12 protein-coding genes are annotated in these 25,874 nt (G+C 39.9%); 8 read left to right on the forward strand and 4 right to left on the reverse strand.

What is annotated here, in order from left to right; translation table 11 throughout:
• The first annotated feature begins 523 nt into the window (after nt 1–523).
• Entirely contained in the window at nt 524–4,396 is a 3,873-nt protein-coding gene (locus CYAN7822_RS39430; RefSeq protein WP_013322595.1) for a DUF4347 domain-containing protein, read from the forward strand.
• Nucleotides 4,397–4,646: 250 nt separating this feature from the next.
• Here CYAN7822_RS39430 and CYAN7822_RS12290 read toward each other — a convergent pair whose 3' ends face one another.
• The gene (locus tag CYAN7822_RS12290) at nt 4,647–6,359 is read right to left on the reverse strand and encodes an ArnT family glycosyltransferase (RefSeq protein ID WP_041933227.1); all 1,713 of its coding nucleotides are present in this window, start codon (nt 6,357–6,359) and stop codon (nt 4,647–4,649) included.
• A 509-nt stretch (nt 6,360–6,868) separates the two neighbouring features.
• Here CYAN7822_RS12290 and nuoH point away from each other — a divergent pair.
• From nuoH to nuoK, 4 genes are all read left to right on the forward strand, one after another.
• Nucleotides 6,869–7,987, forward strand: coding sequence for an NADH-quinone oxidoreductase subunit NuoH (gene nuoH / locus CYAN7822_RS12295; RefSeq protein ID WP_013322597.1), 1,119 nt, complete (start codon nt 6,869–6,871; stop codon nt 7,985–7,987).
• A 46-nt stretch (nt 7,988–8,033) separates the two neighbouring features.
• Nucleotides 8,034–8,624, forward strand: coding sequence for an NAD(P)H-quinone oxidoreductase subunit I (gene ndhI / locus CYAN7822_RS12300; protein ID WP_013322598.1), 591 nt, complete (start codon nt 8,034–8,036; stop codon nt 8,622–8,624).
• A gap of 154 nt (nt 8,625–8,778) precedes the next feature.
• On the forward strand, nt 8,779–9,393 hold the full coding sequence (locus CYAN7822_RS12305; protein ID WP_013322599.1) for an NADH-quinone oxidoreductase subunit J: 615 nt from the start codon (nt 8,779–8,781) through the stop codon (nt 9,391–9,393).
• Nucleotides 9,394–9,445: 52 nt separating this feature from the next.
• On the forward strand, nt 9,446–9,751 hold the full coding sequence (gene nuoK, locus CYAN7822_RS12310) for an NADH-quinone oxidoreductase subunit NuoK (protein WP_216701601.1): 306 nt from the start codon (nt 9,446–9,448) through the stop codon (nt 9,749–9,751).
• Between the two features lie 89 nt (nt 9,752–9,840).
• Here the strand turns inward: nuoK and CYAN7822_RS12315 are convergent, their stop codons facing one another.
• Nucleotides 9,841–13,146, reverse strand: a complete 3,306-nt coding sequence (locus CYAN7822_RS12315; RefSeq protein ID WP_013322601.1) for a tubulin-like doman-containing protein — start codon at nt 13,144–13,146, stop codon at nt 9,841–9,843.
• Nucleotides 13,147–13,707: 561 nt separating this feature from the next.
• Between CYAN7822_RS12315 and CYAN7822_RS12320 the strand changes: the two genes are divergently transcribed.
• The 3 genes from CYAN7822_RS12320 to CYAN7822_RS12330 all read left to right on the forward strand — a co-directional run bounded on the left by CYAN7822_RS12320 (nt 13,708) and on the right by CYAN7822_RS12330 (nt 23,124).
• Entirely contained in the window at nt 13,708–17,634 is a 3,927-nt protein-coding gene (locus tag CYAN7822_RS12320) for a PAS domain S-box protein (RefSeq protein WP_013322602.1), read from the forward strand.
• 205 nt (nt 17,635–17,839) lie between these two features.
• Nucleotides 17,840–20,014, forward strand: coding sequence for an EAL domain-containing protein (locus tag CYAN7822_RS12325; RefSeq protein WP_013322603.1), 2,175 nt, complete (start codon nt 17,840–17,842; stop codon nt 20,012–20,014).
• Between the two features lie 110 nt (nt 20,015–20,124).
• Nucleotides 20,125–23,124, forward strand: a complete 3,000-nt coding sequence (locus CYAN7822_RS12330; RefSeq protein WP_013322604.1) for a response regulator — start codon at nt 20,125–20,127, stop codon at nt 23,122–23,124.
• A 125-nt stretch (nt 23,125–23,249) separates the two neighbouring features.
• Here the strand turns inward: CYAN7822_RS12330 and CYAN7822_RS12335 are convergent, their stop codons facing one another.
• Nucleotides 23,250–24,167 (reverse strand): vWA domain-containing protein, encoded by a 918-nt coding sequence (locus tag CYAN7822_RS12335; RefSeq protein ID WP_013322605.1) that lies wholly within the window; start codon nt 24,165–24,167, stop codon nt 23,250–23,252.
• A gap of 30 nt (nt 24,168–24,197) precedes the next feature.
• Nucleotides 24,198–25,826 (reverse strand): ABC transporter substrate-binding protein, encoded by a 1,629-nt coding sequence (locus tag CYAN7822_RS12340; RefSeq protein ID WP_013322606.1) that lies wholly within the window; start codon nt 25,824–25,826, stop codon nt 24,198–24,200.
• Between the last annotated feature and the right edge of the window lie 48 nt (nt 25,827–25,874).

A 25,874-nucleotide genomic window follows, 5' to 3' on the forward strand; every position in this document is an offset into this window, starting at 1 on the left:
CCCCAAGTCAGAAGTCAGAAGGTAAGTACCTGGACAAAAATAAAGTTAACTGTGAGGTTAGGGTGTAGGGTGTCGGGTGTCGGGTGTGGGGTAATTGTAGCCATTTTACAATTCTTTATATAGAGTGCTTTATTTATGTCCGACTACTTAAAAGCTTATTGCTATTAAGTTTGAGGTTTAAAAGATGTCCTAAGCGCAGGAGCGGTTGCTATAATTTGTCAATTAAAACAAGATTAAATCGATTTTAAATCATGCTTATGGCATCTTTATAAACTATTGTAAATTTTCTCCGTAAATATGCTCAATTATAATCATTCCGATTACAATTGAGGAGATTTTACGCCCTATGCCTGTCTTGATGAGCAGCAACAAGCAGCTATAGAGTTAGTTTGTCAATCGCTTATTGATTAAATTATTCTCCCTGAAAATTTTCATCAGTTGTTTGTTTTTGTCATAAAAAATTCTTGCCGTAATTGATATTGTTTACGGAACTTTCCTTTGTCTTGTAATTAAGAGGTGCAAAATGGCAACTGCTCAAACAACCACAAATAAAAAAGTTATGGTGAAAAGTTTAGATGATGTCAGCTTTCAAGGGGCACTCGCTTTTATCGATGCCGGCATAGAGGATTATCAAGGTTTAATAGCAAATGTTTTGCCAGATATCGAGGCGGTTTTGATCGATACAGATACCGATGGGATAGAACAAATAACTGAGGTGTTGCGGCATCGTCAAGACATTAGTACAGTTCATCTTGTTTCTCATGGTTCACCGGGTTGTTTATATCTGGGTAATAGTCAATTGAGTTTAGCAACCTTGGCTAAGTATGAAAATTCTCTAAAAGAATGGTTTGGTGTCACTAAGCCGACTTTAGTGTTATATGGGTGTAATGTGGCAGCCGGTGATGCCGGAGAGGAATTGATAGAGAAACTGCATCAGTTGACGGGGGCAACTATTCGCGCGTCAGCAACCCGCACAGGAAATGCGGCTTTAGGAGGAAATTGGCAGTTAGAGGTTACTGTAGGACAAAATTCTAGCGCTTCCCTTGCTTTTAGTGATGAAAGTCTAGCCGAGTATGCCTCAGTTTTAGCCATTACCAAAGTAGGAGCATGGAATCCCATAAGTTCTGCAAATGATGTAACTATAGTGGGAAACTACGCCTATATTGTGGGTGATACGTTGGATATCGTTGATATTAGCAATCCCTCGGCCCCAGTGTTAAAAGGCACTTATGATAATCCTGGTTCCATACTAGATATACAAGTGGTGGGGAATTTCGCTTACCTTGCTAATGCGAATTGGGGACTATACATTATCGACATCAGCGATCCCTCGGCCCCAGTATTAAAAGGCACTTATGATACTCCCGGCTCTGCTTGGGGAGTAAAAGTAGCGGGCGATTTGGCTTATGTTGCTGATGATTATTTAGGACTACAAATCATCAACATTAGCAATCCTTCCGCCCCTATATTCAAAGGGAGTTATGATACTCCTGGCTGGGCACAAGGTGTACAAGTGGTAGGCCAGATCGCTTATGTTGCTGATGGATTTTCAGGACTACAAATCATCGATATCACTAATCCTTCCGCCCCTATATTTAAAGGGAGTTATGATACTCCTGGCTGGGCACAAGATGTACAAGTGGTAGGCCAGATCGCTTATGTTGCTGATGGATATTCAGGACTACAAATCATCGATATCAGCGATCCCTCCGCCCCTATATTTAAAGGGAGTTATGATACTCCTGGCAATGCTGTGGGTGTACAAGTGGTAGGCCAGATCGCTTATGTTGCTGATGGAGATTCAGGACTACAAGTCATCGATATCACTAATCCTTCCGCCCCTATATTCAAAGGGAGTTATGATACTCTTGGCTGGGCACGAGGTATACAAGTGGTCGGCCAGATGGCTTATGTTAGTGATGGGAACCGGGGAGTACAAATTATCGACCTCTCCAATCTCTCTTCCCCAACTTTAACAAGTAATTATGATCCTTCTGGCTCGGCAAAAGATGTACAAGTGGTGGGCCAAATCGCTTATCTGGCTGATGGGGATTCAGGACTACAAATTATAGACATTACTAATCCTTCTTCCCCGGTTAAAAAAGGAAGTTATCGTACCGCTAACTGGGCACAAAATATACAAGTAGTGGGCAATCTTGCTTATGTAACTGAAAGTTCAGCAGTAGAAATCATCGATATTTCTAATCCCACCACCCCAGTTTTAAAAGGCACTTACAATAATTTTGTTGGTATTCCATCAGATATAGAAGTTGTGGGCAATTGGGCTTACCTTGCTGGTAACCAAGGACTACAAATCATCGACATCACCAATCCTTCGTCCCCAGTTTTAAAAGGCACTTACAATAATTTTTTTGGTCCTCAACCCGATTTGCAAGTAGTGGGCCAGAGCGCTTACGTTGTTGGTGATTCACGACTAGATATCATCGACATTAGCAATCCCTCCTCTCCCTGGTTAAAATCGAGTTATTATGACTTTTTTGGTCCTCCTCCAACTCAAAAAAGTTTGCAAGTGGTGGGCAATATAGCTTATGTTGCCGGTGATTCAACACTAAAAATCATCGATGTCAGCAATGGCTTATCCCCAGTTTTAAAGGGGACTTATAATCGCTTTTTTGGCCCTCAACCAAGTTTACAAGTGGTGGGCAAATTAGCTTTTGTTGGTGGTAACCAAGAGCTAGAAATCATAGACATCTCCAATCCTTCCTCCCCGATTTCAAAAGCGACTTATAATAACTTAAGCGGCTTCATAAATGACATACAAATCGTGGATGATTTTGCTTACCTAGCTAATGATGAATCGGGACTACAAATTCTTGATGTCAGCGATTTTCTGACTACCGAAATTACCCTAGCGGTTAGTCCTAGCAAGGTAACCGAAGATGGAACCGGTAACCTAGTTTATACCTTTACCCGTATTGGTCCCAAACAGAATGCTTTAACCGTTGACTTTACTGTAGGTGGAACGGCTAATTACAACGATGATTATACTCAAACCGGAGCCACCAGCTTTAGTGCTTCTACAGGAAGTGTAACCTTTGCCGCCGGTTCATCTAAGGCCACATTAATCATAGATCCCACCGCAGATATTAACAAAGAAGAGGATGAAACCGTTACCCTCAACCTCAACACTAACCCTAATTACACCCTTGGCACCTCCACACCGGTCACAGGTACCATTAGTAATGACGACTTCTATCCTATCCTCTCTGTCAACAATGTTACGGTGCTTGAGAACAATGAAGCTTATGCTATCCTTACCGTAACCCTGAACCAAGCAAGCTCTCAAGACATCAGCGTCAACTATACTACCACTCCGGTTACAGCCACTCCTGAGCTTGATTACACACCCATCAGTGACACCCTCGTTATAGAGGCTAATTCTACCACTGCTAGTCTGTTCATTCCCATTGTCAATGACAACATTAGTGAAGCTGATGAAACCTTTAAGGTGACTTTTTCTAACCCCGTCAATGTTAATATAGCAAGCGGCGTAGGTACTGTTACCATTACCGATACTCTCAGCAGCAGTGTTAGTACAATTTTACCTAGCGGCGTTGAAAACCTGAAATTGACCGGCACAGGTAATATTAACGGCACTGGTAACAGTGGCAATAACCTCCTGATCGGCAACAGTGGCAATAATGTGTTAGCCGGGGGTAATGGAAACGATTCTTACAAATATAGCGTCATCAGCCAATTAGGCAGCGATACCATTAGTGAAACTGCTACAGGCGGCACAGATACCCTCGACTTTAGTGGCACTCTTGTGGATGTCAAAGTTAACTTAGGCACTACCACCAGCCAAACAGTAGTCACCAATAATTTAAAACTCACTCTTTCTGCCAATAACGTGATAGAAAATATCATCGGTGGCAGTGGAAGTGATCGCCTCATTGGCAACAGTCTCAATAACACTTTGACTGGGGGGGATGGCAATGATAACCTCAGTGGCGGGGGCGGTAATGATAGTTTAGATGGCGCTGCCGGCAATGATAACTTAACAGGCGGCGCGGGTAATGATCGCTACCTTTACCAAACAGGACGCGCTTTTGTCAGTAGTGACCTCGGTGTGGATACTATCAATGACTTTACCAGTGTGGCCGATAAAATTGTGCTGAGCAAAGCTACTTTTAGTGTACTCAATAGTGCTGTAGGCAATGGACTTGTCACAGGTGACTTTGCCATAGTGGATGATGATCAAGCCGCCGCTACGAGCAATGCTGTGATCGTTTACAGTAGTAGTAGTGGTAGCCTTTTCTACAATCAAAACGGTGCAACAGCCGGTTTAGGAAGCGGCGCTGAGTTTGCCTATCTGGCTAATTTGGTGGCTAATGGGACTAATCTAGCCGCCAGCGATTTTGTGATAGTTGCTTAAAACTATTATTAGCATAGATAATAATAAATATTGGGAAAAAATTAAAGGGGAAAGGTTTAGATCGGGAGCATCCCATTTTTGCACTTTAACTTTTTTTAGGAGGCTGAAACCTTTGCAGGACTTGGCTTTTAGTTACGTTTTTACAAAAATGGGATGCTCCCTTTAGATCATTATTCCTTTTCCCCTGAACCTGAATATTAAAGCACATAAGCGTTTTTTGTAGCCAGAATAGGTGAATTGTGCCAGAAGCCTAGGGAACTTTTTGCAATATCAAAAGATTTTTTGGGCCAATGGGAAGCCACTTACTCAATGAGTATTGTTTGATTTCTTTATAACCCGTTAAAAGTCCAAATGAGATTATATAATTATCTTTGTCAACCCACCACCAACTTTTGCTAGGAGTGAGTATGTATTCATCATTATATAAATACCAACCGTTAAACTCAAATCCGCCATCAATATTATTCGGTGAGATTTTTAATTCTTGTGTTAAATAATCTAATGCTTGCCAGCGAACTCGATTCCATGAGATGTAGTCATGGGTAGAGGCAACTGTCAATCCTCCAGAGATGAACAAAAATGTTAGAAAAAATGCGATAGTTCGGGAACTCAATTTGGGAATTCTAAAATGTTTTTGATAATTTGCAACAAGCATTAAAAATAAAGGCATTAAAATTATCAGATAACGATCAAAAAAACCTTCTTGTAGCAACAATATTGGAGGAGCATAAATAATGATAGTAGAAAAAATCAAAACCCCTAACCAATTTTCTTTAAATTTAAACTTATGAGCATGACCAAGCATTTTTTTGAGCGTCAAGAAAAAATAGTAAATCAATAAAGCCGCACCCACTAGCCCTATAGCAGTTAAAACTAACCAAAATATTTTCAGACTCAGGGGCCTGGGTAGCTGATTGAAGCCCAAAAAAGTGTCACGCAATGTTAAAGGGCCTATTCCAAATGGGTCTAAAATATTGGTGACTAATGGCATTTGTACCCCTTTTCCTAAAAAAGATGTCATTAAATAAATACAAAAGCCAGAAATTATGAAGAGGATAGTTTTTTTGTTTTTAGGAGAAAAATTCGAAAATTCTGCTAAAAAATAGATGATAATAAAAGGAAAAATAAATAATCCTAAATAAATTAAACTATATAAAGTTTTTTCAAAAAAGTTTCCCAGGATTAAACCCCAATCATTCTGCAATCCTCTCAAAAGCATATTAATTTGATTGCCATATAGTTTCGGGGTTTTAAAAGTTAATTCTAACCATTTTTGATAGATAATTTGAGTAGATAAACCCAAAAATATAACACTAAATGCTTTTAATAAATTTTGAAAATTTATGCCATTTTTACTCAAATAAGCTAACCCAAAAGCTAAAAAAATTGCCAGTCCTACTTGACGTGTCAAAAGAGCGACAATAGCAAGAAGTAATCCCATTACCAACTCAAAAGTTGAATCACGCCGCCAACCCCGTATTAACAGGTATAAAGAACTAGCGGCAAAGCCAAAAAAGGGAACATCGCTCATAAAAGTATTAGAAAGAGCAAAATAAATTGGGTTTACAACAATGAGCAAAGTCCCCAAAAAAGCAAGTTTTCGGCTGGTATTAGCTTCTCTGAGCAATCCATAAGTAGCGAGAATACCGATTAATCCTATAATTAAGGTTGAGCAGCGCAGGGCCGTGAAAGAAAAACCAAATGGCAGACAAAATAAAGCTCCCCACCAAACTTGTGAAAACAAATTCGTGGCTGTCCATCCTGAAAGTTCAAAGTCACCTTTCTCTAGAACAGACTGTACAGTTTTTGCATAAGCCCAGTCATCATTTAGAGGAAAATTTCCCCAAGGATTAACTAATAATACCATCCCAAGCCAACAGAAAATAATGAATAAAATAGCCTGTATTTCTGTCTTGTTTGATGGGGGGATGGATAAACGATTAAGTAATTTATTTTTCATCATCTAGATTGTCAATAATTTTAAACTATTGATTGGTGATTGCCGTAAAGTATATCAAAACAGGAGGCGGTTATCTCGCCCCGACTTTCGCCCCAAATATAACATCACCGAACATTTTACAAGATTATGTCGGTTGAAAAAGCCGCTAAACAGGTTATTTTACTCTAAAATTTTTTTTTTCGCCAATTTTTACCTATCTATGGGTCAATAGGCGGGTTGGGCCTATCTAGGTTTATAGTTGCCCCTCTAAAAGTTTGACCTTTAGCACTCCCAGAAGGGTTAGGGCGCGGCTAAAGAACGAACTGTAGCAAACTTAAAGCTTATCAATATTGCTCTTACTCGCATTGAGTTTAATTAACTACCCGCTTTAGAGTATATATTTTGGATGTGTTATTAACTATCGAAATTATAAGCAAATTTTCTCATTTCCTGACCGGTGTAGGAGTCAGACAACGATATACTAACTATGAAGTAGTAGAAAAATCTTCATAACTTAATTGAGATCGGCAACTATGAACGGAGGAATAGACCTACAAGGGACTTTTATAGAGAGTTTGACAGACTTGGGACTTGCCCCCGATGTCGCCAAAGTTCTCTGGATGCCCTTGCCGATGGTTTTAATGATTATTGGGGCGACAGTAGGAGTCTTGGTAGTAGTCTGGTTAGAACGAAAGATTTCTGCGGGTGCCCAACAACGTATCGGCCCAGAATATGCGGGGCCTTTAGGAGTTTTACAACCTGTAGCAGATGGATTGAAATTAGTTTTTAAAGAGGACATTATACCGACTAAGGCTGATCCTTGGTTATTTACTCTTGGACCTGTCTTAGTCGTTTTGCCGGTATTTGTCTCTTATCTGATCGTTCCCTTTGGACAGAATTTAGTCATCACTGATCTCAATGTAGGGATATTTCTCTGGATTTCTTTATCTAGCATCGCCCCTATTGGGTTGTTGATGTCGGGGTATGCCTCCAATAATAAGTATTCTCTTCTAGGAGGTTTAAGGGCGGCTGCCCAGTCTATTAGTTATGAAATTCCCCTCGCCTTATCGGTGTTGGCCATTGCGATGATGTCTAATAGCCTCAGTACCATCGACATCGTACAGCAACAATCCGGTTATGGAATTTTAGGCTGGAATATTTGGCGGCAACCGGCCGGCTTTTTAATCTTTTGGATTTCTGCCTTGGCGGAGTGTGAACGTTTACCTTTTGATTTACCCGAAGCTGAAGAAGAATTAGTGGCCGGCTATCAAACCGAATATTCAGGGATGAAGTTCGGCTTATTCTATGTGGGTTCTTACGTTAACCTAGTGCTGTCAGCGCTAGTTTTTGCGGTTTTATATCTTGGGGGGTGGGAATCTCCCGTTCCTTTAGATAAGTTAGCGAGTTGGTTGGGTGTGAATGAAGATAATGCCATTTTGCAGGTGATCACTGCTTCTTTGGGGATTATAATGACCCTGCTAAAGGCTTATTTTCTCATCTTTATTGCGGTTCTCTTACGTTGGACAGTCCCGAGAGTTCGCATTGACCAATTGTTAGACTTAGGCTGGAAGTTTCTTCTGCCGGTTTCTTTAGTGAACTTGCTGCTTACCGCCGCCCTAAAACTGGCTTTTCCCATCGCTTTTGGCGGCTAATTAGTGAACAGTTAATCGTTAATCCACTGACAACCAACAACGGACTATGTTTAACATTCTCAAACAAGTTGGAGATTACGCCAAGGAAAGTGTACAAGCGGCTAAATATATTGGTCAAGGACTTGCTGTTACCTTTGACCATATGCGTCGCCGTCCCGTTACTGTACAGTATCCTTATGAAAAGTTAATTCCCTCAGAAAGATTTCGGGGTAGAATTCACTTTGAATTTGATAAATGTATCGCTTGTGAAGTTTGTGTGCGGGTTTGCCCGATTAATCTGCCTGTGGTAGATTGGGAATTTAATAAAGCGATCAAGAAAAAAGAACTCAAACACTACAGTATTGATTTTGGAGTTTGTATTTTCTGCGGCAATTGTGTCGAATATTGTCCGACAAATTGCTTATCGATGACCGAAGAATATGAACTCGCTTCTTATGACCGGCACGAACTAAACTATGATAACGTTGCCCTTGGACGCTTACCCTATAAGGTCACTCAAGATCCAATGGTCACACCGTTGCGAGAATTAGGATACTTACCTAAAGGAGTCCTCAGTCCTCACGACTTACCAAAAGGCAGTCAACGCGCAGGTAAACGGCCTGAAGAAATTATCCAAGAAACGGAAACTGCACAATAGTTATTAGCATTAGTTCCTAGTCATTAGTCCCAAGTTATTAGTTATCAGTATAAAAGTCAAAAATAACCCCAGATCACTGAATGACTAATGACCCATGACTAATGACCCATGACTACTGACTAATGACCCATGACTACTGACTAAGGAGAAAAAAGTGCATATCGCTGAAGGTGTTCAAATAGTCTCATTTTTGATTTTAGCCGGGTTCTTGATTACGGCGGCTTTAGGAGTGGTTTTACTCTCTAATATTGTTTACTCGGCTTTTTTGTTAGCCGGTGTATTTCTAAGCATTGCTGGGATTTATATCTTACTCAATGCCGATTTTGTGGCGGCTGCACAAATTCTCATCTATGTTGGGGCGGTGAATGTTTTAATTCTCTTCGCTATTATGCTAGTGAATAAGCAAGAAGATTTTAAAACTGTGCCTAGACGTTGGATTCGGCAAATAGCGACGGGGTTAGTCTGTCTTGGCTTATTTGCTCTTTTAGGAACGATGATTTTAATTACTCCCTGGTCGATTAATTCTACTTCTCCGGCAGTGGTTGAAAATACTTTGGTGGAGATTGGTAAACACTTTTTTAGTGATTTTTTATTGCCTTTTGAGTTAGCCTCGATCCTATTGTTAATGGCAATGGTAGGAGCAATTATTCTTGCCCGTCGTGATTTTATTCCTGAACTTAAGTCATCTGAACCGGGCACTACCGCTTTAACTTTACCCGAACGTCCTCGGGAATTAATTTCTTTAGAAAGTGGATCGGCTCAGGAGTAATCTAAATCTATTATCAATGATTAACCCTTAACGAGAGCGAAGATTTATGCACTTGCAATTAGAATACTGTTTACTGTTAGCGGCTGCCCTATTTGGCATTGGAATTTATGGTCTAGTGACTAGCCGCAATGCTGTGCGAGTTTTAATGTCAATAGAATTGCTGTTTAATGCGGTGAATTTAAATTTAATGGGATTTTCTAATTTTTTAGATCCCGCCGGCATTAAAGGGCAGGTTTTTACTGTATTTGTGATTACAGTAGCGGCGGCCGAAGCGGCAGTGGGTTTAGCAATTATTTTGGCGATTTACCGCAACCGTGAAACCATCGATATGGAACAGTTTAACTTGCTTAAATGGTAAACTGATGCTCCAATCTTAATCAAGAAACTCCCTTGCTGATGATGATTTTGCTGCCATTATAGCTAGGGAGTTTTTGAGTTTATATTATATTATTTAACCAACTTTGTGCCGCACTTAGAACAAAAATTAGCTGTTGCTGGATTTTTATGGCCGCAATTAGTACAGAAAATCATCTCAGCTTGAATGGGTTGAGATTGAGGAGGAGGGGGAGCAACACTTTGATACACTCTTTTCGGTGGAGGTTCAGGTTCAGGTTCATCCGATAGATTTAAAACCGTTTGTATTTTTAACTTACAAGTAGTAATTAAATCCAAAATAATTTTATCTTCTCGTTTATATTCTGGACTTTCTTCGCCTCCCTGTTCATCTAAATCTATGGCTCTTTTTCGTAAATACTCTAACAATTGCTGATATAAAGCTTGTTTTTGTTCAGGGGTTTTGAGATTATTGATAAGAGCCGTAATTTGTCGCTGAATCTCTTCTCGATCTGAACGGCAAGCTTTCACCTCTAAAACTTGTACGGTTTCTTCCCAAGTTCCAGCAACATCAACTCTTTTTAACCCTGTGGCTGTTTTAACATCATAGCGAATGGTCTTTTCATTAGTAGCGCGGTTTTTATCTTCATAGAGTATTTTTAACGCTCTTGCTTCTACCACCAATTTAAACAAGGTAGGATCTTCCGGAAAAATATCCCAATAAGGCGGCTCTTTTTGTATATGAACAGGTATCGGAAGGTCCCGACTTTCTCCCACTTGTTGCGCTCGTTTAGCGGTGATAAAATCTCCTTTCCAATCTTGATAAGATTGTCTCAAGTCGCGCATTCCATCAATACAGCGTAAAGAAAACCCGCCAATTTCTTGCACAAATACAATACGGTGTCTTTCAGGATTGCCTAGCGGCTTAATATTATCATCATTAATTCCTTCTAATTCCTGTAATTTGGGTAAAATTTTCTGCGCCGCCGGATCGCTAGTATTTCTGCCGCCTAATAAAGCAATATTGATGTTTCTCGCCGGGGTAAAACCGGCATCTCTTCCCTGTAATACCGCTTTATTAAGTAAAACCAGAGGGCTAGATTTTTGATAAGCAATGCGAAGATTATTCACAATTTCTGCATCATCATTAAGGATTTTGAAAAGGCGATCACAAGCGGCTAACTCTCTTTTCAATCGGCTACTTTCTGGGGCATTAATGGCAATATTTTTGGTTCTATCTGAAATTACCTCCCGAAAATCTTCATCTCGTACATCAGGAATTTCAGTAACATCAAACAGACGCATCACTTCATTAGCCATGCGGGTTTCTTTCCAGAGAGGACTGGCGGTTTTTAAAACATCTTCAGACAGGGTACTACAAAGGGCATCTAGTCCTATTTCATATTCACTTTTTGCGCCGCCTTTTCCACCGGCAAATTGTTCGATCAAGTCTTGATAAAGGAGATTGAGTTCTTGTCGATCATATAGTTTAATGCCATTCACCACTAAAGCATCTGCACTATCTGCCTGTTGTTGGGATTTAAGCTTAAATAAATCTCTGGCTGTAATTAACTTTTGTTTGAAGCGATTAAACCGCCTTTCTAATAAAGTCAGATGTTCTTTTAAGCGAGAGATCACATCTAATCCTGCTGTGCGAGATTTTCTTTGAATGGTGGCAATTAAACTGCCTTCTAACCCCATCAAAGCTTGATTACAATATTCCTCCATTTTTTCTTTTTTGGTGATGCCGAATTTATTTTTAAATTCTTGAATTTCGGCTAAACCCTGTTCATACTGTTTTTGACGGTTAATTTCATTTTGACTCCAAACTTTATCAATATCTCGACGAAATTTTTCGGCCATCGTATCTAAAATTTGTCGCACAGCCACGAGAAAGGCATCAGCATATTTCGGACCGAGATTTCTATCTTCTAAAATTCGATACAATTCTTGTTCTAGGGCTTTTTTTCCCTGTTGAATAATCTCGTCCCGATTATTATAAATCTTCTTGAAATAGTCTCCATGAAGTCGTTCATCAGGACTCATTTCTATAAAGTGGTCATTGCGATAAGTTTCAACATTGGGGGCTAAATATTCATCAATAAATTTAACAATTTTTCCCCTTTCTGCCCCCATCATATTCACCCCTTGTTGGGTACAACTCAGCCAATCTTCTTTTACGATATCTTGGCGAAGATGATTGAGCCACTCAGAAATCAGCGCTAAAATTGATTTATCTTGAGCCGCCGCCAAATCCATCACTAATTCTGCTTCTGTCAGCCGCATCCTTTTTAAGGTATCATTCCTGACTAATTCCATCATTTGGGCGGGTAAAACTGCCTGTTCATTGATCCACCAATTGACTAAATCTTGAGCTAATCGGTAATATAATGAAGCGCGAATTTGAGCGATAGGAATCTCAATAGTAGACAAACCAAAACTCATAAATTGTTTAGGATAGCCTCTGCCGCCAGGATCGGCTTGTGCCCAAGAACCTTTAATATTATCTCGAATTGACCGTTTATGAGGAGCGAAATCTGAGGTCATATCTAAGAAAATATTTTGAGCAATCATCTCTCGAATTTGCTCTAATTTAAAGTCACTTTCCCCATTTTTTGTTCCGACTAAATAGGTAAAATCAAAGGGGGGTAATTTACTGCGGACTTCATCCACTAATCCCGCACTATATTGTTGAATATATTCCGTCCGATAATCTGAATAATAATTTAATTCCATTAAGGCCGCGTAACCGTTAGACAAAACCCGATCCCCCACATTAATATTAGCAAAAGCTTGGGGTGAGGGAACGATAGCGGTAATTAAGGGGCTGCCTTCTCCTCGTAGCCAATTGCGGATAGAATAACCAATATCAATTAACATTCCGCTTCCTGTCCCCCCACTGAGGGAACCCGTCACAAAGACATTGACAGCATTATTTGCTACTTTAATCCCATAACGATCTAACATATAATTTTCCCGACCTTTTACCCGTTTAAGGGCATCGAGAAATTTAGTAGCAATCTCGTGATAGTTGCAGAAAAAAGCAAACCGTCCACAGGCACGAATTTGTCCGGCACCCGCTTCTAAAGATGTGATATTGCGTTCGAGTTCATTGGGAAACCAGCTATTAATCCAAGGAAATTTCTCCATCTCGGATACCATTTCTCGCACTTGTTTACCACTGACTCTCGCCCAGTGTTTTTCGATATCTTTAAAAGGAGAACCTCCGGCTTCGGGATTGGTAATTTTATAATCTTTATCTGTATCAACGATTAAAAAGCTAATAATGGGAAAATTCTGCAAATTTCCATAAGTTTCTTCTATTAATCTTCGGACTCGCGCCAATACCTCATGACCAGTTCCCCCAATACCCACAATGATCGTGGGGACCATACTTTTTTCTTCAACGTTTGCAGGCATAAACTTCTATTTCTCCTTATGGCTGACTCTAGGTTAAGACTTTTTTGGCTTAAATCATGCAATTAATGTTCCTTTAATCCTCCGCGCGAGTCCGGGAGGGTTGGGGGTGAACGATTAGATGCGGCTTGAGGAACCATTGGTCGAAGGTGACACAAAAAAATCTAACTCCTTTGTGGGGCTGGTTTAAGTGTTTTTATCACAAGACCATTGTAAAAGTTTTAGGCGAACGACAAGCGATTTTGTAACTGATTATTTACATTGTCCACTGTGCCCTGCTGCTTTTTTTAGCGGATTCAATTTCTTTAATCATCCGTAGCTTACACCAATCAGAAGTTAATTTTTTTATCAAAATAAATCTTAAAGTAGATAGCCTCAATTATCAAGGATAAAATTAATAGATAAAGCATCAAGTTTATAATTAATAAATTGTTTTAGCTATCTTTCTAATTTTTCATCATCTAGCATCCATCCTCATTAGTCCCCGCGAGGGTTCCGGGTTAATCACCGAATGGGATGAGCAAACGTGATTAAATGTAGGCAATCCAATAAATTTATCGATTTATGAGCAAGCGTAACTGTCAAGCGGCTAGTCTTTTTGTTATCGGGATGGGTTGTCTAGTGCTGCTAGGTTGGTATGGGAATATTCCACTACTCAAAAGCGGCTTGCCGGGTAATTCTTCCACCATGAAAGTCAACAGCGCTTTCTGTTTTTTGCTGCTAGGAGTGTCTTTGAGGCTGTTACAAGGTAGGCGAATAAGGCGGCTAGGCTATCGTATCGCTCAAACAACAGCCTTATTAGTAGTGATGATTGGGTTGTTAACCCTCAGTGAATATTTCTTTAATCGGGATTTAGGGATTGATCAGTTATTTTTTAGGGATGTTGGCTCAGTCAACACCTTTTATCCTGGACGGATGGGAGTCAATACGGCAATTAATTTTATTTTAATGGGAATTGCCCTATTATGGCTCAGGCGCAATCAGCCGCAAGAGATATGGCTGGCTCAGATTTTCAGTAGTGTGGCGGCGATCATTTCCCTATTGGCCTTATTGGGGCATCTGTTCGGGGTTAGTGTTCTTGCTGAACTAATCATGTATACCACCACTCAGGCACCACATACCGCACTAACCTTTCTCGTCCTCTATGGAGGAATTTTATGGGCCCAACCAGAACAAGGACTGATGCAGGTGATCACCAGCCCTTTCATCGGGGGATTGATGGCACGTCAGCTAATCCCTGGGGTGATCATTCTGCCTCTGATTCTCAATGGATTTGCCCTTCAGGGGACTAAAATGGGTTGGTACGATCTCAAGGCGGCTTTTGGGATTCAAATAACCCTAACCATCGTCTTCTTTTTTGCTCTGGTGTGGTGGAATGCTTACTTACTCAATAAAATAGAAAGCGACCGCACCTTGGTACAAAAAGCCCTTAACCAGAGTCAACAGCAATTCCAGCAAGCTGTAGAAGCCGCCAATTTAGGCACCTGGCATTGGGATGTAGTCACAGGAAAAGTGATTTTATCGCCTCAAGGTGAACGGCTTTTAAACTTAAAACCAGGTAGTTTCCCGGGAACTTACGAAGCATTTGTTAACTTACTACATGGTGATGACTTCGATGCTTTGAGCAATTCGCTACAAGTTGCACTGTTGAAGGCTTCCGGCTGGCAAATGGACCATAAAATCCTAGACCCTAATGGGAGTTGGCGTTGGATCACCTCATTGGGAAAATTTTTGTACGACAAAACCGGCGAGCCGGTGCAGATGATAGGCATTATTAAAGATATTACTCATCGTAAGCAAACAGAATTCAACTTACAAAAACTCAACGAAACTTTAGAAAAGCGCGTCACGAGAAGAACAGCCGCTTTAAAAACCATTAACAACCAACTGAAACAACAACTCTTAAAATGTGAGCTAATAGAAGAAGCCTTAAAAAAATCTCAAGCTCGTTTAAGCGGCATTTTAAAAATCGCCAGTGATGCTATTGTTTCAGTAGACCATCAGCAAAAAATAATTCTCTTTAATCAAGAGGCAGAAAAGGTATTTGGCTATAGCGTCAAAGAGGTTTTAGGAAAACCCCTAAGCTTATTGCTACCAGAAAAATTTCAGCTTAAGCATCATCAATGGGTTAACAACTTTGCTCAGTCTGGTACCCTAAAACGTCCAATGGGAAAACGCCTCGAGATTTGGGGCCGTCGTCAAGATGCGAGTGAGTTTCCGGCTGAGGCCTCGATCTCGAGGTTAGAAATTGGCGGCGAAATCATCCTGACAGTGATTTTACAAGACATTAGCGAACGCAAACAGGCCCAAGAACAATTAAATCAAATCAACTGTGCCCTAGAAAATGCTGTAGAAGGAATTTCACGCCTAGATACTCAGGGACGTTACCTGATGGTGAATAAAGCTTATGCGGCTCTGCTCGGTTATCAACCCCAAGAGATTATCGGAAAAGAGTGGCAAATCACAATACACCCCTCTGAGCAAGATAAAATGAAGCTTGCCTATCAAACTATGCTCACCCAAGGCAAGGTAGAAGCCGAGGTAAAAGGAGTCCGTAAAGACGGATCGGTTTTTTATAAACAAGTAACGATGATCTCGGCTTATGACCAACAGAAGCAATTTATTGGGCATTACTGCTTTGCTAAAGATATTACTGAGCGCAAACAAGCAGACGAAATCCTGAAAAAATATGCTCAAGATTTTACGGATTTATATAACCATGCCCCCTGCGGCTATCACTCATTAGATGAAAATGGACTATTAGTTCAAATCAATGATACTGAATTGAATTGGCTCGGTTATACTCGTGAACAATTGCTTGGTAAAGTCAAGTTTTATGAGTTACTCACTCCCGAAAGTCGAGAAGTTTTTTCTCAAAATTTTGAAAGATTTAAACAGCGTGGTTGGGTAAAAGCTCTAGAGTTTGAATTGTTACGCGCTAATGGCACAGTGATGCCAGTGATGTTAAATGCTACCGCCGTTAAAGATTCTCAAGGAAATTATTTAATAAGTCGCTCTACCATTTTTGATATTACTAAGCGAAAACAAGCAGAATTAGAATTACAAAAAGCCCAAAAAGAAGCCATTGCCGCTAACCGAGCTAAAAGTATATTTCTGGCCAATATGAGCCACGAACTCCGCACGCCGCTTAATGCGATTTTAGGATTTACTCAACTTTTAGGACGCGATCATTGTTTAAGACCTGAACATCTGGAACGTTTACAGATCATTAATCGCAGTGGCGAACATTTATTAGGACTGATTGACGACATTCTAGATTTATCTAAAATTGAAACCGGAAAAATAGCGGCTTTTCTGACGGGTTTTGATTTATATCACTTGCTGGTTACAGTGGAAGAAATGTTGCAACCGAAAGCAAAAACTCGAGGGTTAAGACTAATCATAGAAAAATCTTTTGACCTGCCTCAGTACATCAAAACTGATGAAAAAAAGCTACGTCAGGTGTTAATTAATTTGTTAAATAATGCGATTAAATTTACCCAGGAGGGAACTGTCATCTTAAGGGTAAAACCCAAAGCCGCAGAAAACACCCCTCAGCGTCTAGTTTTTGAAGTGGAAGATACAGGAGTAGGCATGGCCCCTGATGATATTGATCAGTTATTTAAAGTTTTTGTGCAAGCAGAAGCCGGCAAAAAGTTAAATCAGGGAACAGGACTCGGTTTAGCCATTAGTCAAAAATTCGTACAACTGATGGGCGGAGAAATTGAGGTTAAAAGTACCTTGGGAAAAGGCAGTGTTTTTTCTTTTGAGATTGAGGTAGAACTCGCTTCAGGCGATTATTTTCAAGAAGAATTGCCCGCTCAAAAAGTGGTGGGGTTGGCTCCTGGGCAACCTATTTATAGAATTCTGATAGTTGAGGATGTGTGGGAAAGTCGCCGCTTGTTAGTAGAACTGCTCTCGTCTGTTGGTTTTGAAGTAGCAGAAGCCAGCAATGGGGCCCAAGCACTGACTTTATGTGAAAGTTGGTCACCCCATCTGATTTGGATGGATATGAGAATGCCGGTTATGAATGGCTACGAAGCCACTAAATTGATTAAACAACATCCTTTTGGCCAAAAAACCGTGATTATTGCTTTAACGGCTAGTGTGTTTGAGGATCAACGAGAGACAATTATCGCGGCAGGTTGTGATGATATCGTTAGTAAGCCCTTTACTGAAGCGGTTATTTTTAAAAAGCTTTCTCAATTTTTAGGCGTGCAATATCTCTATGAGACAGTCTCCATCACTCAAAATACCCCTACTCTCGTTGAGGTGTCAGTCCATGACCTCTCCATCATGTCTCCCCAGTGGCTAGAGCAAATGTATCAAGCTGCTTATTGTTTAGATGCAGATTTGATCGAGGAATTAATTGAGCAAATACCCTCTTCTGCCGCCGCTCTAGCTCATGGGTTAAAACAATTAGTGGATAATTTTAAAACTGAGCGCATTCTGGAATTAACTCGACCTCTAATTGCACAGTCGCTTGAATAACTCTCGGGTTTTATTTAATAATAAATACTCAAAATTAAAAACTTCAGTTAAATCACTTATTGCCACAACTTATAGATTTTTTCTTTGCGCTTCTAGGTTTCTCAGTAATTTTAACTTTTATGTTGATTTTTTAATTTTAACTTCTTTTTTAAAGTTTTTTTCATAACTGACTTTTATAATTAAAAAAGAACTGATAAAACTGCGTATGAAAGAAGACCCCCTAGCTGACTGTAAAGGCAGTATTTTAATCGTTGACGATTTACCCGATAACCTACGTCTTTTAAGAGATACTTTAAAAGGACAGGGCTATAAAGTACGTTCTTGCACAACGGGGGCAATGGTTTTGAGAGGTGCAAAAGCGGCTGTTACCGATTTAATATTACTCGATATCAAGCTACCGGATATGGATGGCTATGAAATCTGTCGGCAATTAAAAGCTGATGAGCAAACCGCCAGTATCCCCGTTATTTTTTTGAGTGCCCTTAATAATACCTTCGATAAGGTACAAGGATTTACCTTTGGCGGAGCCGACTATATTACTAAACCGTTTCAAGTCGAAGAAGTCTTAGCACGTGTGGCTACTCATCTATCGATTGTGCGGCTACAAAAAAGCCTTAAAGCACAAAATGTACAGCTTATTCAAGAAATAGAAGAACGTAAGCGCATTGAAGAAGCCCTTTTTATCGAAAAAGAATTGGCTCAAGTGACGCTTAAATCCATTGGCGATGCGGTTATTACCACAGATGCTCAAGGAAATATTAGTTATATCAATCCTGTGGCCGAGGCACTCACCGGATGGAGCCACCAAGATGCTCAAGGTTTGCCTTTATTTGAAGTTTTTTATATTGTTAATGAAGAAAGCAACAAGCCAGTAGAAAACCCCGCGACAAAAGCTTTAGACGAAGTTAGAATTGTCAATTTAGCGAAAAATACCCTTTTGATCGCTCGTGATGGCCGACAATACCCCATTGATGACTCAGCCGCTCCCATTCAAGATAGTCAAGGCCGGGTGATTGGTGCCGTGATCGTTTTTCGTGATATTACTGAATCCCGTAGTCTCACCCGTCAACTCTCCTGGCAAGCGAGTCATGATTCCCTGACAGGGTTAATCAACCGTCTGGGATTTGAACAGCAACTCGAAGCGGCGATCAAATCTGCCAAAAACGAGCATCAGCATCATGTTTTGTGCTATTTGGATTTAGATCAGTTTAAAGTGGTCAATGATACTTGTGGTCATGCCGCCGGAGATGAGCTACTGCGGGAGGTGACCTCTCTTTTGCAACAACGAGTCCGCTCTAGTGATATTTTAGCTCGTTTAGGCGGCGATGAATTTGCAGTTTTATTGAATCAATGCTCCCTTGAGAAAGCAACCGAAATAGCCGAGACTTTTAGACAACTGATTGATAAGTTTCGCTTTTCTTGGAATAATAAAAGTTTTAGTATTGGTGTTAGTATTGGCGTGGTAGCGATTGATTATACCAGTAAGGATAAAAATAGTGTTTTGAGTGTGGCCGATGCCGCCTGCTATGCCGCCAAAGGTAAGGGACGTAATTGTGTTCAAGTTTATCAAGCCGATGATCATGAGCTACTGAGGCAACGTCGAGAAAGACAATGGGTGGTTCAAATTAATCAAGCTTTAGAAGAAAACCGTTTCTGTCTTTATTATCAAAAAATCGCTCCGATTAATTCTCTTGTCAAACCGGTATATTATGAGATTTTATTACGGCTTTTGAATGAACAAGGAAACATCGTGTCTCCAGGAATTTTTATTCCGGCTGCGGAACGGTATGGATTAATGCCAGCGATAGACCGGTGGGTAATTAGTACATTTTTCCAAAAATATCAACAGTTCTATGAGCAACATCTTGGTAAGATCGATTTTAGTCAAAAGTTGTATGGGATTAATCTTTCTGGAGCCAGCATTAATAACGAGCATTTTCTCGACTTTTTAAAAGAACAATTTAATCAATTTAACGTGCCTTACCATACCATTTGTTTTGAAATTACAGAAACCACCGCTATTGCCAATTTTCAGCAAGCTATACACTTAATTAACGAACTCAAAAAACTGGGCTGTTGTTTCGCGATCGATGATTTTGGGCATGGAATGAATTCCTTTGATTATCTCAAAAATTTTCCGGTTGATTATCTTAAAATTGACGGAAGTTTCGTCAAAAATCTGGTTAATAGTTCCATCGATATAGCTATCGTTGAAAGTTTTAATCGAATTGGCCATGTAATGAATCTGAAAACGATCGCTGAGTTTGTTGAAAATATCGCGATTTTAGAAAAAGTACAGGCGATTGGCTTAGATTATGCTCAAGGCTATGAAATAGCACGCCCTTCTCCTTTTGAATTTGAAAATACTCACTATGATTAAATGATGAATAATGATTAATCTTCTGATTTGAGTAGGGAATAGAAACTATAATTAAAGGATTAATGATGATTAATTGTCTGATGGGAGTAGGGAATAGGGAATAAAAAATTATGAATAATATAGAGTTTATAAGACCCGAAGAAGTTGATTTAAATAATTGTGATCGAGAAGCCATTCATACACCAGGCTTTATTCAGCCGCATGGGGTTCTATTGGTTTTACAAGAAACCGATTTTACCATTTTACAAGCCAGTAATAATACTGAAAAATTTTTAGGAATTTCGGTTGATCAATTAATCGGTAAACCTTTAAATATTTTATTTTCTCAACGCCAGATCCAGCGAGTTAAAAATCATATATTTAAGCAGCCATACATCAATTTAACTTCGCCAATTTTAGTTAAAAAAATCTTTCATCAAAACTTTAATTTTAACTGCTATATTCATCGAAACCAACCGGTCATCATTCTTGAATTAGAACCTTTAACTATTAACCGTTCTTTATCCATAGATTTTTATGATTTAATTAAACAATCTATTTTAAAAATAAAGCAAGCCTCAACATTTCAGGAAACCACCGAATTAATTGTTAAAGAAATTCGGCAAATCACCGGCTATGACCGAGTGATGATTTATCGGTTTGAACCCGATGGTACAGGCGTGGTTATCGCAGAAGACAAAGACGAAAAAGTCCAAGAATCTTATTTAGATTTACACTATCCAGCCTCAGATATTCCTAAACAAGCTAGAAAACTTTATTATGCAAATTGGTTACGCTTAATTGTAGATTTTAATTATCAACCTGTAGAAATTATCCCTTTGAATAATCCTTTAACTAACTTACCCACAGACTTAAGTTTTTGTTTTTTAAGAAGTATTTCTCCCATTCATGTAGAATATGCAAAAAACATGGGAGTTACAGCTAGTATCTCTATCTCTTTAATCGATGATAAAAAACTGTGGGGGCTAATTGTTTGTCATCATTACTCTCCTAAATATGTGGATTATAAACTAAGAAATTACTGTGAATTTTTGGGACAACTGATGTCTTTAGAGCTAGTGAAGCGGCAGGAGCAAGAAGCAGAAAAACATCAAGAAAAAATCAAATTGATCCAAAACCAAATTAAGGAAAGTATAGAAGAACACAAAAAATTAATTCATACGGTTTTTAAGCAAAACAGTCTAAACATTTTAGAATTAGTGAATGCTCAAGGGGCAGCCATTTATATTCAAGATGAAATCACCCTACTCGGTAAAACGCCTTCTCTAGAAGCTGTTAAAGACTTAATTAATTGGTTTTTAAGCTCTACTCGAGAAGAAATATTTTTTACCAATTCCTTATCTCAAGTCTATCCAGCCGCTCAACAATTTAAAGCACAAGCCAGTGGTTTATTAGCGATTTCTGTATTTCTTCAACAAACATCTTATCATATTTTCTGTTTTAGGCCCGAACTCATTTACACAGTTAATTGGGGAGGAAATCCTCATAAAGCCGTTCTGGTGACAGATGACGGAAATTTGCGTTTATCGCCCCGTCGTTCTTTTGAATTATGGAAAGAAACCGTTAGCCAAAAATCTTTACCTTGGCAACAAATAGAAATTGATGCGGCTTATCAATTACGGGATACATTACTATTAGCGGCTTTAGAATTTTCTCAAACTGCCCTACAAAAAGCCGCCGAACGTGCCGAAATCGCCAACCGAGCTAAAAGTGAATTTCTTTCCCGAGTGAGTCATGAATTACGGACTCCTCTTAATGCAATTCTAGGCTATAGTCAACTGATGAATCGCAATACCTCTTTGTCCCCACAACAAAAAGAATATATTGAGATTATTAACCGTAGTGGAGAACATTTACTCAGCCTCATTAATGATGTCTTAGAAATGTCTAAAATCGAGGCAGGACAGCAAACCCTCAATGAAAATAGTTTTGATTTATACGCCCTATTAGACTCTATAGAAAAAACCTTTCAACTGAAAGCTTCAGCTAAAAAATTAGGGCTAATCTTTCAACGTTCTCAGGATGTTCCTCAGTTCGTTGTTACAGACGAAAGTAAATTGCGCCAAGTCTTGTTTAATCTTTTAGATAATGCGATTAAATTTACTCAAACAGGTAATGTTACCCTCTGGGTAACCACTAAAGAAGCGCCTTGTCTAAAAATTTTCTTCTCTGTCTCTGATACGGGTCCGGGAATTGCTGAATCTGAATTGTCTGTTTTATTTGACCCCTTTGTCCAAACCCAAGCCGGTCTTAAGTCAATGCAGGGCACCGGTTTAGGGTTACCCATTAGCCGGCAATTTATCGAGTTGATGGGGGGAGAACTTACGGTTAATACTCAATTGGGTAGCGGCTCAACTTTTAGTTTTGATATTTCAGTGACTTTAGCGGATCGAGCTAGTATATTTGTATCAAATAGCCATCAGCGAGTGATTGGTTTACAAGGGAATCAGCCTCATTACCGTATTTTAATCGTGGAAGATGTCGAAGACAACCGGCGTTTGCTCTTTGAACTTTTAGCGCAAGTGGGTTTTGAGGTACGAACGGCCGATAATGGGGTTGAAGCGATTAGCTTGTGGCAACAATGGCACCCTCACCTCATTTTAATGGATATGTTGATGCCGGTGATGAATGGTTCTCAAGCGACTCGACAAATTAAAGCGACTCAGGAAGGCGAAAAAACTGTGATTATTGCCATTACGGCTAATGCTTTTTCTGATGATCAATTAGCCGCTATCAAGGTGGGTTGTGATGATTTTATCACTAAACCTTTTCGAGAACAAATCTTATTTGAAAAAATTGCTCAACATTTGGGAGTGCGCTACCGCTACGAAGAGGAACAGACCATTAATGAGGTTTCAGAATCTTTTGATTTATCGGAATTAAAGCCTAATGATTTAACCGTCATGTCGGACAAATGGCTCGGGAAACTCCATGAAGCGGCTATGGCTTTAGACGATGTAAAAATTCTCGAACTCATTGAAGAAATTCCCGCTAGTCAAACAATATTAGCGAAAAATTTAAACGATTTAGTTGAAAATTTTCGTCTGGATATCATTTTTCATTTAACCAGTGCGGCTAGGGATAGTATTCAGGAGAAACCTCGCCCATAACATCTCTATATTAGACTTCTTGCTTTTATTCGGGAAAAGGGAAAAGGGGAAAGGCTTTATTCTTTATTCGTTTTCTTCAAAAATGATGATTTATGCAAGAGGTCTATTGAGCGAACAGCTTTGACTTAACATTGCCCTAAAAAGGGGGCGGCTAAATTTAATAACTGATAAATATTCCATAAAATCAAGGGGGTTAATACCGTCCAAAAAAAAGCATTTCCTAAAGCCAATTTTCCGGCTACATCCATCCGCATTTTTAATAAACCTTGGAAAATCCAACGGTCTAAAAGCATAGTTAATGTCCACATCAAACTCATCCAAGCTAAGGCTAACCAAAACAGCACCCACCGCAAATTATTATTAAAACGCTTAAATAATTTTTCGGTAAAAAGTGGACTTAAATTGCTGGCTTGATTGCTGATTAAATATACCCCTCCCGTATCTTGGGTGGCTTGTTGAATATCCGGAGAATCGGGACCAATTACCACTGCATTAATTTTGACATTTTTTTCTTTAGCTTGTGTAATAGTTTCAGAATTAATGGTTGCTTGCCCGTCAGTAACAATTAATAATTCTCGACAGCGATCTGAGATAGCGGCTAGAGCATCAGTTCCCTCTGAAATAGCTAAATCTATATTAGTCCCTCCACCGAGATCTTCGGGATTAGATTTTAAAACATCTAAAGTATTCTCTAATTGCTGTTTAATCTGTTGACTGTCAGTGGTAAAATTGACCGTTAGCGGCTTTACTTGATCAGCAAAACCCAAAATCTTAATTTGATTAGGTTGTTTTAAAATAGCCAGATTTTTATCGACATAATCTTTGACGGCTTGGACTTCTTGAGCCATAGTGGTGCCTGGGGCGTTAAATTCGCTCTGATAAGTGCTGCTACTCAAATCCAGCGCGATCGCTACAGCGACAGATGGTCTTCCAAACCCCAGCAACCAGAACAGCACAGCCATCAACAAACATAGCCCCAAAAAAATGAGGGGTATTTGGAACAAAGGATATAACCAGAAGGGACGACGATAAGCGTTTACCACAGTTACCAAAGGGCAAATTATTATTTTTAATTATTGGATGGGCGAGAATTCATATTGTGAGCCGGGGGGTCCGTTACTACCGGGTTTAGCTTGTACTAAGGGCACTTCATTAAACACTTTAAAGTCAGTATTTTGACCGGTTAAAGGAACTCCTTGATTTAGGGCACTGGATACTCCAGAACGATTAGAATTTTTACTCGCTGCGTCTGCAAGGACCTTGGTAGCATCATAAGCGGTGGCGGTGCGCCAACTGACCCGTCCTTTCCAACTTTTGATAGCATCGATGGCAAAAGGATCACTCGGTTCGAAAGTCCAGGGGACAGCTAAAACAATGCCTTTGATGGTATCTCCACCTTGAATCAAAATTTCAGGACTGTACAGTTCATCTCCGCCTAATAAGGTTAAGGGATAACCGGCATCAGCATTAGCTTTGGCAATAGCGAGCGCATCATTGAGTTTAGCTTTATTTAAAGCAATAAAGGCCACTTTTGCGCCTGCTGCTTTGGCCTGACTGATGGCTGAAGCGGCATCTACCGGACTTTTGAGATCAAAGTCTTTAACCACTTTTCCTTGAACTGCGGGTAAAGCTTTCACTAACTCATCTTTAAGTTGTTGACTATAAGCACTATCACTGCTGTAAAAAATCACCGATTTAGGGGCAGGATTACTTTTAGCGGCATATTGACTTAAAGTTTTTCCTACTGCTTGTAGATAGCTTCCCAATAACTCATTATTTTTTTGAGCCGTCGGGATCGTCTTTAACATCGGTTGAGGGCCATCGCTGACGCTAGTGGTGCGAGGAGAAAGAATGGCTAACCCTGCTGTTTCATATTGTTCGATGGCTGATTTACTGAGAGGATCGATCCCGTGACCAATGACTCCAATGACTTCTGGGGAGTTAACCAAATGTTGAGCGAGGTCTTTAGAGGCTAAACCGCCGGGATCATCGGCGATCACCACTTGTAATTGACTTTGATTAGCATTTTTAGCATTGTTATTAAAATCTTCTTGAGCTTTGGCTACACCTCTAAGCACTTCTTTAGCTGAATTCGCATCCGAGTTAATGGGAACCACTACGGCTATGGTTAAAGGATTTCCGGCTTTTTGAGCTTGAGCATTGTTGAGATAGATTTTAGCTTCTGGGTCATTAGGATCATTAGTTGAGGCTTGTTGATAAGCACTAATGGCCCCATCCCAATTTTGCCCTTTAAAGGCATCTGCTCCGTTTTCTTTGTCGGGTGTTTGCCCCAGGAGAATTTTTTCCCCTTGACTCATCAGTAAAGATTGTTGGGCATTAGAACTAATAAAGTTGCCGTTTTGGCTTGGGGTAACTGTAGATGTATCGGTGGGTTGTGGGTCAGGTTTGTTAGCCAATAAAGCGTTGTATAATCCATATCCTCCCGCCCCTAGGAGTAAAAGGACACCAGCGATCAAGGCCGGAATTAACCATTGAGATTTGTTCTTGGGGCCAAATTGTGTGTTTGGGGAGACTATGGTGGTGGGAGAGTTTCCTCCTCCTTTAGCCGCATTCATGGCTTCTTGGGGCAATCCACAGATGTTACAGTCAGGGCCATTATTTTCATAAGGGGTATGGCCTCCGGGTATTGCCTGGGGGTAGCTTTTTCCATCCTTTGGCACTCCGTCACAGGTCCAAGGCATTTGTTTTATTCTCCTTCCCTAATCAGCTTGTGTGCTACCTGAGTTTTT

This window comes from Gloeothece verrucosa PCC 7822, from assembly GCF_000147335.1.
Taxonomy (GTDB): domain Bacteria; phylum Cyanobacteriota; class Cyanobacteriia; order Cyanobacteriales; family Microcystaceae; genus Gloeothece; species Gloeothece verrucosa.